12 protein-coding genes are annotated in these 13,379 nt (G+C 66.4%); 6 read left to right on the forward strand and 6 right to left on the reverse strand.

Annotated elements, in window-relative coordinates:
- Positions 1-1,276: sigma-54-dependent Fis family transcriptional regulator (locus tag DIE22_RS37340; RefSeq protein ID WP_148093208.1), on the forward strand; the 1,276-nt coding region annotated here is incomplete at its 5' end.
- Between the two features lie 25 nt (positions 1,277-1,301).
- Here the strand turns inward: DIE22_RS37340 and DIE22_RS37345 are convergent.
- Together DIE22_RS37345 and DIE22_RS37350 are read right to left on the reverse strand one after the other, a co-directional pair.
- Entirely contained in the window at positions 1,302-2,072 is a 771-nt protein-coding gene (locus tag DIE22_RS37345; RefSeq protein ID WP_124607504.1) for a PP2C family serine/threonine-protein phosphatase, read from the reverse strand.
- Between the two features lie 84 nt (positions 2,073-2,156).
- A complete protein-coding gene (locus DIE22_RS37350; RefSeq protein WP_124502137.1) occupies positions 2,157-2,441 on the reverse strand; it encodes a hypothetical protein in 285 nt (94 codons plus the stop codon).
- A 480-nt stretch (positions 2,442-2,921) separates the two neighbouring features.
- Here DIE22_RS37350 and DIE22_RS37355 point away from each other — a divergent pair, with 480 nt between their 5' ends.
- Positions 2,922-3,467: a lecithin retinol acyltransferase family protein gene (locus DIE22_RS37355; RefSeq protein WP_124607505.1), complete on the forward strand. Its 546-nt coding sequence runs from the start codon at positions 2,922-2,924 to the stop codon at positions 3,465-3,467.
- A 42-nt stretch (positions 3,468-3,509) separates the two neighbouring features.
- Complete coding sequence (locus tag DIE22_RS37360; protein WP_057927315.1) at positions 3,510-3,752, forward strand: hypothetical protein; 243 nt, start codon at positions 3,510-3,512, stop codon at positions 3,750-3,752.
- Between the two features lie 30 nt (positions 3,753-3,782).
- On the opposite strand, the gene DIE22_RS37365 is transcribed toward DIE22_RS37360, so the two are convergent.
- Positions 3,783-4,001 carry a hypothetical protein gene (locus DIE22_RS37365; protein WP_185640784.1) on the reverse strand — a complete coding sequence of 73 codons (219 nt, stop codon included), beginning with the start codon at positions 3,999-4,001 and terminating at the stop codon, positions 3,783-3,785.
- Between the two features lie 447 nt (positions 4,002-4,448).
- On the opposite strand from DIE22_RS37365, the gene DIE22_RS37370 reads away from it, so the two are divergent.
- On the forward strand, positions 4,449-6,554 hold the full coding sequence (locus tag DIE22_RS37370) for a serine/threonine protein kinase (RefSeq protein WP_185640785.1): 2,106 nt from the start codon (positions 4,449-4,451) through the stop codon (positions 6,552-6,554).
- A 19-nt stretch (positions 6,555-6,573) separates the two neighbouring features.
- On the opposite strand, the gene DIE22_RS37375 is transcribed toward DIE22_RS37370, so the two are convergent.
- The gene (locus DIE22_RS37375; RefSeq protein WP_124607507.1) at positions 6,574-7,032 is read right to left on the reverse strand and encodes a (2Fe-2S)-binding protein; all 459 of its coding nucleotides are present in this window, start codon (positions 7,030-7,032) and stop codon (positions 6,574-6,576) included.
- Positions 6,960-9,344, reverse strand: a complete 2,385-nt coding sequence (locus tag DIE22_RS37380) for a xanthine dehydrogenase family protein molybdopterin-binding subunit (RefSeq protein WP_124607508.1) — start codon at positions 9,342-9,344, stop codon at positions 6,960-6,962. The genes DIE22_RS37375 and DIE22_RS37380 overlap by 73 nt, the downstream gene beginning before the upstream one ends.
- A 79-nt stretch (positions 9,345-9,423) precedes the next feature.
- Here DIE22_RS37380 and DIE22_RS38450 point away from each other — a divergent pair, with 79 nt between their 5' ends.
- Together DIE22_RS38450 and DIE22_RS37390 are read left to right on the forward strand one after the other, a co-directional pair.
- Positions 9,424-11,976, forward strand: a complete 2,553-nt coding sequence (locus DIE22_RS38450) for a hypothetical protein (protein WP_185640786.1) — start codon at positions 9,424-9,426, stop codon at positions 11,974-11,976.
- 24 nt (positions 11,977-12,000) lie between these two features.
- On the forward strand, positions 12,001-12,963 hold the full coding sequence (locus DIE22_RS37390; protein ID WP_185640787.1) for an NAD(P)/FAD-dependent oxidoreductase: 963 nt from the start codon (positions 12,001-12,003) through the stop codon (positions 12,961-12,963).
- Between the two features lie 171 nt (positions 12,964-13,134).
- Here the strand turns inward: DIE22_RS37390 and DIE22_RS37395 are convergent, their stop codons facing one another.
- The gene (locus tag DIE22_RS37395) at positions 13,135-13,338 is read right to left on the reverse strand and encodes a hypothetical protein (RefSeq protein ID WP_260426870.1); all 204 of its coding nucleotides are present in this window, start codon (positions 13,336-13,338) and stop codon (positions 13,135-13,137) included.
- Positions 13,339-13,379: the final 41 nt, after the last annotated feature.

Below are 13,379 nucleotides of genomic sequence, written 5' to 3' on the forward strand. Positions count from 1 at the left end.
GTATGCCGGCCTGCTCGAGAAGATCGAGATCCTGCGCTCGATGCTGCGCTGGGCACCCAAGCTCGAGCGTGCCGACATCGAGAAGCTGCTCAATCAGGCGAATGTGCTGCGCGACGAAGTCATGCAGATGTCGCGCAAGGAGCGCTTCGTCGAGGCCGCCGTGGCCGCGCCGCAGACGCCCGATGCTCTCGATGCGCCGGAGGCGCCCGCGCCCGCGGTGCAGCGACGCCGGCAGGCGCTGATCGAGCGCAGTTTCATCTTCGAGGGTATCTTTGGCGACAATCCGAAGTTGCTCGCCGCGCTCGAAATCGCCGAAAAGGCCGCACCGACCGATCTGCCGGTGCTGATCGACGGCGAGAGCGGGACCGGCAAGGAACTGATGGCGAAAGTGATCCACGCGAACGGGGCGCGCGCCGACCGGCCCTACATCTCGGTGAACTGCGGCGCGATTCCCGACAACCTGCTCGAATCCGAGCTGTTCGGCCATCGGCGCGGCGCGTTCACCGGCGCGTCGAACGATCGCAAGGGCAAGTTCGAGAGCGCGCACACCGGCACGATCTTCCTCGACGAAATCGGCGAATTGCCGCTGTCGGGCCAGGTCAAGTTGCTGCGCGTGCTGGAATCGCACGAGATCCAGCGGGTCGGCTCGGACGAGCTGATCAGCGTCGATACGCGCATCGTCGCCGCCACCAACAAGAATCTGCGGCAATTGAGCGAACAGGGGCTCTTTCGCGAGGACCTGTTCTACCGCCTGAGCGTCATTCATCTGACGTTGCCGGCGCTGCGCGAACGTCGCGACGAAATTCCACTGCTGCTCGCCTATTTCGGCGACGAGGCGGCAGGGGCACTGAAGCGCCGGCCCATCAAGACGACGCCGAAGCTGCGCGACTTCCTGCTGACTTACGCGTATCCGGGCAACATCCGCGAACTGCGCAACCTCGTCTACCGTCTGTCGTGCCTGGCCGGCGAGGTCGCGGATATCGAGCACTTGCCCGAGGACATCCGTCCGAAAACCGCGTCGACCGCCATTCGTGCGACGGATGACGGTACGTCGGGCAGGCCGATGTCGCTCAGCGACGCGAAGCGTGCCGCGAGCGACGAGGCGGAGCGGGCGTTTCTCGAACGCGGGTTGCAGGAGACCGGCGGAACCGTGGCCGAACTGGCGCGCCGGTGCGAGATGAACCGGTCGCACCTGCAGATGCTGCTCAAGAAGCACGGCATCCGATCGAAAGCGTTCCGTCATCAGGACGGCGCGACGCCCGACAAGGACGCGTGAGCGTCACGCGCATCCGCTCGATCGTTCAGCGTGGCACGGAAGGATTGGCGAGCGTCCGGTCCGACGCATCGGGATCGTCGGCGCGGATCACGACGGCGGTGACGTTGTCCCGGCCGCCCTCGCGCAACGCGAGCTCGACGAGCACGTCCGTTGCGCGTGCGCAATCGCCGCAGGCGAGGGCGGCCGAGATGTCGGCTTCGTCCATCTCGTTGCTCAGGCCGTCGCTGCACAGCAGAAACATGTCGCCGTCGCATACGTCGATGCGTCGTTCGTCGAGATGCAACTGCTCGGCGGCGCCGACGGCACGCGTGATGAGGTGCTGCGACGGGTGATGCCGCACCTGCTGTGCGCTCAGGTGGCCCTGCGCTTGCAGTTCCGCGACGTGGCTGTGGTCGAGCGTGAGCTGCGTCAGGTGCGTGTCGCGGTACAGGTAGATCCGGCTGTCACCGGCCCACAGCCAGCCGCATTGACGGCCGCTCGCCAGCAGCACCGCCACCGTGCTGCCGATCATGCGGACGCCGCGCTGGACGGCCGATTCGCGCAAGCGGGCATTGACCGCGTCGAGCGCGGTGCGCGCCGCCTCGATGAAGTCCGCCAGCGTGGCCGGGGCGGCCAGCCCTTCCAGCGCTTGCACGATCATCCGGCTCGCGAGGTCGCCGGCCGAATGTCCGCCCATGCCGTCCGCAACGGCCCACAGGCCACGGTGCGGCAACGCGAGGCAATCGTCTTCGTTGATCTCGCGAACCAGGCCCACGTCAGTGCGTGACGCCGAAGTCCATTGCAGTTCTGCGCTCACGGCGCGTCATTCCTTTCCGTCCAGGGCCTGTTCATGCCGATAACGGGCTTGCGAACGTGTGTTGCCGGTTGGCGTGAACAGGCGCTAGACGAGCCGGTTCCTGCCGTCCGCACCCACCCCGACCACGATGTTCGCGCCGGGCGCCGAGTTCGTGACGTCGACGTTCTGAATCTGGTTGAGGACCTGGTTCGCGTAGAACGTGTTGTACGTCTGATAGAGGTTGACGACGGGCCCGAACGCCGGAGCCGGCGGCGCGTAGGGCTGGATCCAGCCAAATACCCAGGGCGCGCCTGCGCCGCGGATGAACGACATCGTCTTGTGGTCGATGTCGCGCTGCATGTGAAGGTCGGTAATTGCGAGCGTGGTCATGATGAGTCTCCGGATGGGGCTTGCCGACGGAACGGGTAACCGATATATGCAAACCTCGTGCCATGCGTGACACAACCCGCGTGCGTCGTCCGGGCGCGTGCGTCGATCCGGTGAGCGCCGCACGCGGCAAGGCAAGGCGTCATCGACACGCGTTGCTTGCATGCTAGTGCGTCGCGGCCTTGTCCCGCAATGGTTGTCCGCAAGCCAACAGTTGCGCGCGCGAAGGTGGCCGCGAAACCGACACATGCTCCGGCGGACGCAAACGGCTGTCCGGCGCGCCAACTGGTGCTGTGGCTCCAACGAAATCTCCGGCAAATGGTTGGGCGGGCGGCGACAGCGCAGCGCCCGGTTCGCGGCGCGTTTCCCGTCGAGCATTGCGCGACGGGCTCCCGATGATTGGCACGCTTGATGCAGGTTAGTTGGCAACCGGCTAACCGTTGGGCAACACGGGCGGCCGCCAACCTGCAGACGGAGCCAGTCATGGAACGCGATCTTCAACCAGTGAACAGCGCCGTGTCCCGCACGGCGACTGGCGCTGCGGAGGCAATCGCGCATGCGGCTGCGCTGCCCGGCGGCGTCGACGCACTGCCGCCTGGCGCGCACCTGGTTTCCGATCGCGCCGGCTACAGCCATCACGGCATCTACGTCGGCGACGGGCGTGTCGTCCATTACGCGGGGCTTTGCACGTCGCTGCATCGCGGCCCGATCGAGGAAGTCACGCTCGAACGCTTCGCCGCCGGTCGCGCGGTTCGCGTCGTGCCGCATCCGGGCGCCGCCTATGCGGGGCGCACCGCGGTGCTGCGCGCGCGTTCCCGTCTCGGCGAAAACCGCTACCGCCTGCTGACGAACAATTGCGAGCACTTCTGCACGTGGTGCCTGGAAGGCACGGGCCACAGCGAGCAGGTTCGCACGTGCGTCATGCATCCGCGCACCGCATTTCGGTTCGCGCTGTCCGTCTGCCGCGCGCTGCTCGTGGCGCGGCGTGCGGGCGGACGGTGCGCCGCAGCCGTCATCGCCGCCGCATGAGCGACGTCCCGACACGTTCGACATCGCCACGAGGGGGCTCAAATGAACGGAATCGAATCTTCGCTGCGCATGCAGGTCGACAAGTGGCTTGCGCCGAGCGCGCGCGTGCCGGCCCGCATCGTGCGCTTCAGCCGCATGCCTGCGCAACGGCGGCGTTTTGTCTGCGTCGAGGCCGTGCATCCGGCCCGCACGATCGCGATCTTCTTCTTTCGTCACGACGACGGCTCGTGGTGGGTGTTCCCGCCGGCCGACCGGCGGCCCGCGATGACGGCGCGAGCGGTCTGACCGTGCGCGCCAGGCCGCGTGGTGTCTCCGTCAACGCAGCAGCGTCGGACGCGCCGGGGACGCCGCTGCTTCGGCCACCGGTGCACGCGCCAACGCGGCACCGCGGGCTTCGGTGTGCAGATAAGGGAAAGCGTGCGGCGCGAGCATCGTCTGATGCGCACGGACCATCGCGCCGCCGGTGATGGCGGCCATCGCCTGTCTGTCGAGATCGACGCTTTCAGGAAGATCGTTGATGACGAGCACGCCCATGGTTTGCTCCGCGAAATCGGATGGGGGAAGGGCCGCCATGCAGCATCATGCGATGTGCCGACGGATCCGGAATCTGTCCAGTATAGGTTTTGCCGCGCGGCCGTGCGGCCTGGAAAATGGACGAGGCGGCGCAGGGGGCGTGGACGGAGCAATCCTGAAGCGGGTTCGCAATGGATCTGCCCGAATTCTAGTTCCGGCACCGATTGCACAGGGCGTGACCGCAGACTAGTATGATTTGTTAGACATCCTGTCAGAAGGCCGGCGGCCGGTGCGGCGCGCAGTCGAATTCGTCTGACGATGGCGTGGCGGCGACCTCGTGTTCGACGGTGTCCGGTGCATCACCGATACGTCGCGCTGCATGGGTACGTCATGGACAGTCCTTGCCCTGGCGGCGCCGTGAGGCGCCGAAGCGGGTCGGCAAGCTGAAGCTGAGTAGACGGCATACGAATGATGAGCTTTGCGCAGCTGATTCAGACATTCCAGAGCGGGACGCTGTCACAGGACGCGTTCTTCTCGGAGATCGACCGGGTGCTGGCGTCCGCTCAGGTCGATTGCGCCCGGCTGCGTGAAGTGCTCGACGAGACGCAAACCACGCAGCCGCTGTCAGACGATATCTATGCGGAAGTGCTGAAGCGCATCGAACGGTGTCGCGACAGAACGGCATCCGCGGGCGACGCAACCCGGATCCACGAGAGCGCGCTGCGGCCGGAGGCGCGTCCGGACCCCGCGCCCGGGCCGTCGAGCGGCGCGATGTCCGTCGACAGCGAGCGCGTGAAAGGCATCGGCGATACGCTGAACGGGCGCTTCGTGCTGGAGGAGTGCCTCGGCGTCGGCGGGATGGGTACCGTGTACAAGGCGCTCGACCTCCGCAAGCTGGAGGCCTCGGATCGCAAGCCGCACATCGCGATCAAGGTGCTCAATGTGCAGTTTCGCGGCCAGCCGACTTCGCTGATCGCGCTTCAGCGCGAAGCCCGCAAAGCGCAGACGCTTGCCCATCGCAACATCGTCACCGTCTACGATTTCGATCGGGACGGTCCGCTCGTCTACCTCACGATGGAGTATCTGTCGGGCCGGCCGCTCAGCAAGGTGCTGCGCGCGCCGGACTTCAAGGGCATGCCGCTCGATACCGCGTTGCCGATTATCGCCGGCATGGGCCATGCGTTGGCCTACGCGCATGAACGCGGCTTTGTCCACTGCGATTTCAAGCCCGCCAATGTGTTCCTCACCGATCGGGGCGAAGTGAAGGTGATCGACTTCGGGATCGCACGCGCATTCCAGCGGCGCGACGAGGATCCCGACGCGACCGTGTTCGATCCGGCGAGCCTTGGCGGCATCACGCCGGCCTACGCGAGCCCGGAGATGTTCGAGCATCTCGAGCCGGATCCGCGCGACGACGTCTACGCGCTCGCCTGCGTGACCTACGAATTGCTGACCGGACACCATCCGTTCAATCGGCTGTCGGCCACCCAGGCGCGTCACGACCACTTGCGGCCCGAGCGCCAGCCCGGTCTCGATCGCACGCAATGGCGAACCTTGAGCGCCGCATTGTCGTTCGACCGCGCGACGCGCACGCCGAGCGTCAACCTGTTCCTGGAAGGCATGGGCGTGCTCAAGCGCCCCGTGCGGGCATCGGGCGCACACGTCGGGGCGGCCGTGGGCGCTTGCACGGTGGCGGCGATCGCCGTGCTCTGGTACGGCTACCAGGCGCTTTCGCGCGGCGGCGAAACGCGTCCCGCCGCGGACACGGTCGCCCACGCGTCTGCCGGCGGAGGACGTGGCGCGACGGCGGCGGGCGCCGCGGCCGGCAGCGCGCCTGCGCCCGCGGTCATCGAGAATGCCGTGCCCGCCGCTGCCAGCGTGCCGCCGCCGACACCGGCGATCTCGCTGGCATCCGTGATGGCCGCGCTGTCGCGCATACCGTGTTCGGCGCTGGATGCGTCAGTGCGGGATCACGTGCTGCAGGTGCGCGGTTATGCGGAAGCCGGTGTCGGTATCGGGCGCGTGCGAGCCGCGCTGAGCAATATGGCGGGCGGGCAGACGGCCAATCTCGACGTGCGTCCGATCGATGCGCATGATTGCGACGTCGTGAGCGCGCTTGCCCCGTACTGGCGATCGAATCGGGCTTCGTCACACGCCGCGTCGATCCGCACGCGCGCGCCTGATGCGCATCTCGCGGAAGGCAACCCGCTGGTCATCGACATCACGACACCGGGTTACGACTCGTATGTGAACGTCGACTACTACGTGCTGAACGGGAGCGTCGTCCATCTCGTGCCAAGCAGCCGGGAACGCGACAACCAGGCGCCGCCGAATTACGCCGCGACGATCGGCAGCATGGGCGAGTGGGTGATCGGCAAGCCTTTCGGGACCGAGATGATCGTGCTCCTCGTCACGCCCGCGCCGCTGTTCGACGCGATGCGCCCGCCATCCGAGCCGCGCGCCGCCTATCTCGCGGCAATCGATCGGCAATTGAAGCTGTTCCAGGCCAAATACGGCGACGGCCGCATTGCTGCCGATTTCATCCAGATCACGACGCATGCCAACGGCAACTGATCGAGCGGATTCGCCCTGGTCAGCGCCCTAACGATTCCGCCGCTTGGTGAATGGCCTTGCGGATGCGGGGAAACGTGCCGCACCGGCAGGCGATCTTCTTCATGGCCTCGTTGATCTGCTTGTCGTCGGGGCGAGGGCAGCGCATGAGCAGCGCGGTGGCGGCGATCAGCTGCGCGCTTTGGCAATAGCCGCATTGCACGACGTCGACGGCAATCCACGCGTCCTTCAGTGCGCGCGCTTCGACGCTGTCCAGCCCTTCGACGGTCGTGATGCGCGCGCCGTTCAGCGTACCGACCGGGAGCTGGCAGGCAGGCATGGCCTGGTCGTTGAGCAGCACAGTGCATGCACCGCAGACCCCGACGCCACAGCCGAACTTCGTGCCGGTCAGCTTCCGTTCGCAGCGAATCACCCAGAGCAGCGGGGTGGCGGGATCGGAATCGAGGCGAGCGGTTTCCCCGTTGATACGGACTGACACCATCGGTCATCTCCTTGGTCGGGTGGGCCCGGCTTGATGAGCGGCAGTGTGCGATGACGCACACCCGTGAGCGCATACAGCGCATTTGCCACGGCCGCTGCGATCGGCGGCGTGCCCGCTTCGCCGACGCCGTGCGGTTCGGTCCCGCCCGCCACGACTTGCGTGACGATCTCGGGACAGGTCTCCATGTTGACGAGCGGATAGCTGTCGAAATAGTGCTGCGCGACTTGCCCGTTCTCGATCGTGATCGCCTGCTCGAGCGCGGCCGACAAGCCGAAGATGATCCCGCTTTCCATCTGCTGCTCGACCAGGTTCGGATTCACGGCCAGCCCGCAGTCGATCACGCAGACTACGCGCGTCACGCGAAAGCCGTCACCTTCCTGCCGGAGTTCGGCGACTTGCGCGACCACGCTGCCGAACGATGCGTGCATCGCCACGCCGCGTGCGCGCCGCGCGCCGGTCGGGTCACGCCATGCCAGCGGCGAACGCCAGCCGGACAGCGCGACGAGCGCCCGCAACACGGCCGCATGGCGCTGATGCGCCGGCTGCTTGAGCATGTCGAGGCGAAACTGGATCGGGTCTTTCCGTGCCAGCACGGCCATCTCGTCGATGAAGCTCTCGACGAAGAAGGCCTGATGCGAGTGCCCGACGGAGCGCCAGTAGCCAACGGGAACCGGGAGCGTCACCGTATTGTGCTGGACGAGCATGTTCTCGCATTCATAGGGCAGGTCGAACGCGCCTTCCGCCGTGGTGACGTCGGGCAACCATTTCGCGGCGAGGCTCGGCATGCCGAAAGTGCGAGGCATCGCCTGCGCGCTGATCGACTGGCTCGCCGACATGCCTTTCCATGCGACCAGCCTGCCGCTCGCATCGATGGCGCCGCTGTATCTCGCCACACAGGCCGGTCGGTAGAAGTCGTGCGTCATGTCCTGCGGGCGCGACCAGATCGTCTGTACCGGCCGCCCCTTCGCATGGCGCGCGATGGCGGCGGCCTGCGTGATGAAGTCGACCTCGAGCCGCCGGCCGAATGCCCCGCCGATCAATTGCTGATTCACGACCACCTTGTCTTCGTCCAGGTCCAGCAGCGCCGCGACTGCCTTGCGCGCCATCATGGGGACCTGGGTGCCGCACCAGATCGTTGCCGCGTTGTCCTCGACCCGCACCGTGCAATTCATCGGTTCCAGCGGCCCGTGAGCCAGGTAGGGCACTTCGTACTGCGCGACGAGCGGCTTCGCGCGGCCCAGCGCCGCATCGGCGTCGCCTGTGGCGTAGAACACGTGGCGGCCCGCATCGCCGTCGAGGGCGCGCGTCAACGCCGTGCGGACATCCTCGGTATTCACGCCGGCAGCCGGCCCGTGATCCCATGTGATCGACAACTGGCACAACGTCCGCATGGCGATGAAGGGATTGTCGGCAATCACGGCAACGCCTCCCGTTCCGCCGTGGTATGGCTCGATCCTGAAGATGCCGGTCACGCCCTGCAGGCTGGCGACCCTGGACTTGTCGAAATCCAGCGCCTTTCCGCCGAGTGTCGGACACATCGTGACGCTCGCATACAGGAGCTGGTCCGGCAGCACATCGATGCCATAGTGCGCGCTGCCGTCGAGCTTCGCGTGCGCCTCGATGCGACCCAACCGTTTCCCGACCAGCGTGAACGTCTTCGGGTCCTTCAGATCGACATGGGTCGGGCGCGGCAGGTCCCGCGCGAGCTGGACAAGTTCACCGTACGTCGCCGAGCGTCCCGACCGATGCCGCACCACGCCGGCTTTCGTCTCGCATTCCGCGACGCTCACGTGCCAGAGCTTCGCCGCGGCGCCGCACAACATGACGCGGGCCGTGGCGCCCGCCTCGCGCATGGGTCCCCACAGATCGATCATGCTCGTCGATCCTCCGGTTACCATCGAACCCAGATAACGTGCTCCATGGCGCGCCAACGCCGCCGCGCTGCGCGCGAGCAGGCTGTCATCATCGGGACGAAACGGAAGGCCGCCGGCGAGGGATTCACGGTCCTTGTAGATCGTGTCGAGCGCAGACATGACGATGCGGACCCGGGACCAGTCTGCATCGAGCTCTTCCGCCAGCAACATGGCCGCGCCGGTATGTATCCCCTGGCCCATTTCGGATTTGCTCATGACGATCGTCACGTCGTTAGCGGAACTGATCATCACCCAGCCGTTCAGCGGCACATCGACGCGTGACGTCTCCAGCTGCGCGGGTATGTCCAGCCGGTCGTCGGGACGCCACCATGCCCAGCCGACCACCAGCATGCCCGCCGCGCCTGCACTGCCCAACACGAAGGTTCTGCGCTTCAACATGATGTGGCCGCCGACATGTGTTGATCGAGTCGGAGCGAGCGCGCATTCGGCGAATCACGCCACGCGCCCCGACAATTCAATGTTTCGAACACAATCCGACATTTCATTGCTGCTGCAATCACCTATATTAGTCACTGATATCGGCAACCGGGAACCAGAATGTGATGTTCGTTTGAAACGAGCGCTGAAGACGCGGCCTGCCGCGCCAGAGGGAGATACGTGGCTTCCGGGACGCGAAGCGCATCGTGCCGGCCGCGTCGAACGCACCACCCGCCGGAGGTCGTTGATGCTTGTCGATGAGGTTCACGCGTTGCTGCTCGATCTGCCGGCTCCGTGGCGAGAAGCGTTCAAGCGTCACGGTCTTGACCTGGCCGGTTCGGGCACGCCCGAGGAGACGGCGAATCGACTGAGCCGGCCACTGCCGATCGACAGGGACGATCACCGCATTTGCGATCTGTGCCCGGACGCCACGCGGGCGATCGAGCCCGGCGACCCTGCACGCAGCCTGATCTATCACATGCTTGCACTGTCCGAGTGCCCGTCGCCGGATGCTGGCGTACGTCTCGAAGCACTCGATCTGCTGGAGAACTACATCACGTCGCTGGCGCCGTTGCCGCCCGACTGGCAGACGCTGGACATCGCGGTGCTGGCTTACCAGTACCGGCCGGCGCGCCGTACCGGGCATCAGCAGCATGCGGACCTCGTGTTCTCGCGACTCGGCATCGCGCGCAACGGCGACACCGACGCATGCTACGACGGGCAGACCCGGAGCTTCGTGCCGCACGTACCGGACGCGATCGAGCATGTGCGCGTGATGCCGGCGCGCTATGGCGCGTTTCTCGTCCGCCGGGTCACCGGTCCTGACCGGCTCGCGCTGATCGAGGGCAGGCGAGCGGGCGACCATCAGCGAACCTTCATCGAACCCGTGCGCAAGCTGTTTCCCGATGAATGCCTGCCCGGACTCCGGTTGACATTGAAATATGGCCACCGCCATGTCGGCGAGAAGCTGAAGCGGGCCGTCAAGGCGCGCTGGGGCGTGCGGCCGTCGCCATCGGGCGCTCTGGTCGACGCGCCGTATGCGATCTGCTGTCAGGACCCCTGCGAGGTATCGCCTGCCGATCCGATCGCACCGGCAGTCGCGCTGAAGCGTTCGGGCGCGGCCGTGCTGTTGATACCGGCCGCGCGACCCCTGATCGAGCCCGTGACCGCGGCCAACTTCGGGATACACGGCTTTGGCGTGCCGGCTCGATGGCGACTGGTGCCGCTCGCCAACCGGCGCTTCACGACGATGAGAATCATCACGAACCTGTGGAAGCTGGTGCTGGCCGCCGTCGACGAGGTGCGTCAGCAATATTTTCCGCATTTCGCGCCCGGATGGCTGCGCTTTCCCGAACCCCGCAATGCACCGGAGTTCATCAACATCCGGCACAAGGCGCGTGAGGACGGCACCTACACGGATATGCGCGCGCATCCCGTCGAGCGGCAAGCCTTTCTCGGGGAAGTCGGCAAAGGCGGCTACCGCGCGCAGCTGTTTCTGGATCACTGCACCGAAGGGGTCGTGACGATCCGTATCGCCGAGCTGGCGGAACACGCGGTGCTCCCGGCCTATTCGGTCGTTGCCGCGCCGGATTTCTATCCGTACGCCGACCAGGCGGAACTGCAGCGCTGGTTCAGGGACCGGCAGATCGATCCGAAGTCGCAGTTCAGGAGCGGCTCGCCGATATCGTTGAGCGCCGAGCGTCTCCCGGCCAATCCCGACCACATCGATCCGTTCAGCAACACGCAGGCATTTTCGCCGAGTGACGGGACGGTCGCGGTCGCGTTCAGCCTGGCGGCGCGCGCCACGCGCCGGCGGGACAGCGAACTGCATGCGCCGCGCATGACTTCGTTTCTGTCGGACGCGTCGTCGGGTGTGTTTGCGCCCGGCTGGGACGTCACCTATGCGGGTAACCGGCGGGGCATATTCCTCGCAACCTTCGGGTTGGGCAGCCCGTTCGCCGAGGACATCAAGCTGTGCGCGGCCTCTAACAGCTTCTGGCCCGCCGTGAGTCCGGATGCGTCCAGAACCTTCAATCGGACCGACGCGCCCACCGCCATCCCCATGCTCGACCATGAACTCGGCTTGCATCCGTGTCATCCGCTGGTCACGCGCGGCGCCGAGTCGAATACGCGGCGCGGATGGGACGGCGAATACGGCCCGTACCTGACGCCCGACGGCAAGGTGGATTACGCGGACATCGAACGCTCGGACTACGTCGCCAACGCGCTGCACGGCGAGATGCTGTACGGCGCATTCGAGCACGTCGATTCGGCCGAGCTGATTCGGCGGATCAGTGCATTGCGCCATGCCGTCGCGGCTTGCGATAACGGGCAAACGCCTTCGCATACGAGGCTGTGGCTGGTATCCGCACGGGCACTTGGCGAAGCCGACGATGCGCATGCGCCGGGCGTTGCCGGGCGCTATCGCTTTCTTTTCGTGCGTCCTGCTGCCGATGCGGCGCCGACACAGCACACGCCGGGACGACTGCGCGTGCGTTACGGGGAGGCGATCCGTTGCGATGCGAGCGAGGCCCGGGTGATCGGGCACGTGCTGCGCTGCGCGCCGGGGCCCGACGCGCTCGGGCTTTACTGAGGGAACGCGATGAATGCGTGTGACGTGCTCGTCGTCGGCGACGGGCCTGCCGGATGTGCCGCGGCGATCGCTGCGGCGGGAGCGGGCGGCAACGTGTGGATGCTGGGCCGCGGGCGTTCGCGGGCGGCGCCGGAATGCGTGTCCGGCGCGGCGCTCACGCTGCTCGATCGGCTGGCGCCGAGTCTGGCCCGTCGACCGCATATCTGGCTCGATGGCCGGGCCGATGCGCAGCGGGGACGTGCGGTCATACGCAGCCGCCTCGACGACGGCTTGCGCGCCGAAGCGATGGCAGCAGGCGTTCGCTATTCGCGTGCGCCCGCCGGCGCACTTGTCGCGCGTGTCGAACACGGAGCCGTCATCGGCATCACGCACGGCGACGACGAGATCGGCGCAAGCATCGTGATCGATGCGACCGGCATCAACGGATGGCTTCGTCGCGCGATTCGGCTCGATGTGGCGACCGACTCTTCGCCGTTCTGGCTTCGCCGCGGCTACGCGCGTGGGCAGGGGACGCACACCGGCACATACTGGAATATTGCGCATGGCGGCTGGCTATGGATGAGAGCGACGTCCGCGTTCTGGATCTGGACGTCGCTATCGACGCTGCGCGATGGTGACATCACGTGGCCGGCCGATACGACGCCCGTCGGACCGGTGTGGCGCGAGTGCAGGCGCTGGCATTGCGTGCGACAGGCTGCGGGGCCGGGCTATATCGTGTGCGGCGATGCGGCGGGCTATCTCGACCCCGCGACAGGCGATGGTTTGCGTTTTGCCATCGCTTCCGGCCTGCGCGCCGGCGCGATGGCCGTCGAAGTTTCGCGTCATCCCGATCGCGCAAGCTTGCTGGCCGCGCTGTACTGCGACTGGGTGACACAAGGCTACGAACGCGACAGATCCGTGCTGGCGCAGAGTTACACGCGTGCGGGGCTGGCGCTCGGATCGCGCGACGCCGTCCGTCGAGCGGACTGCCTGCCGCTCGGCAGTTGATGCCCCATGCATGCCGGCTTCGCTTTCGTACAAGCAGAAAAGCCCGCCAGGAGACGGAACCTGGCGGGCTTGAAACGCCGCGAGGACGAACCCGTGGCGGACTGGAGCACTTCGGTAGTTCGGCACGACACTACCGAATACGGCTGGCACTGCGAGGAAGCATGGCGAAACTTACAGGCCCAGCTTCGCGATGACCTGGCCGCCAAGGTTGTTGATCGAGTTGGTCACGCTGGTGAGATCCTGGTGGGTCGACGCATCGACCTGCGTGACGGGGGCCGTGATGGTATTGCCGCTGGCGAACGAGAATCCACTGCCGGTAACGATGTTGTTGATGCCGGCGTTCTGGAACACGCTACCACCGCTGACGGCAGCCATTTCCTTGCGGCTGAGTTCGTGGGCGCGGGACAGGTCGTTGA

The sequence above is a fragment of the Burkholderia sp. Bp9142 genome (genome assembly GCF_003853415.1).
Classification (GTDB): domain Bacteria; phylum Pseudomonadota; class Gammaproteobacteria; order Burkholderiales; family Burkholderiaceae; genus Burkholderia.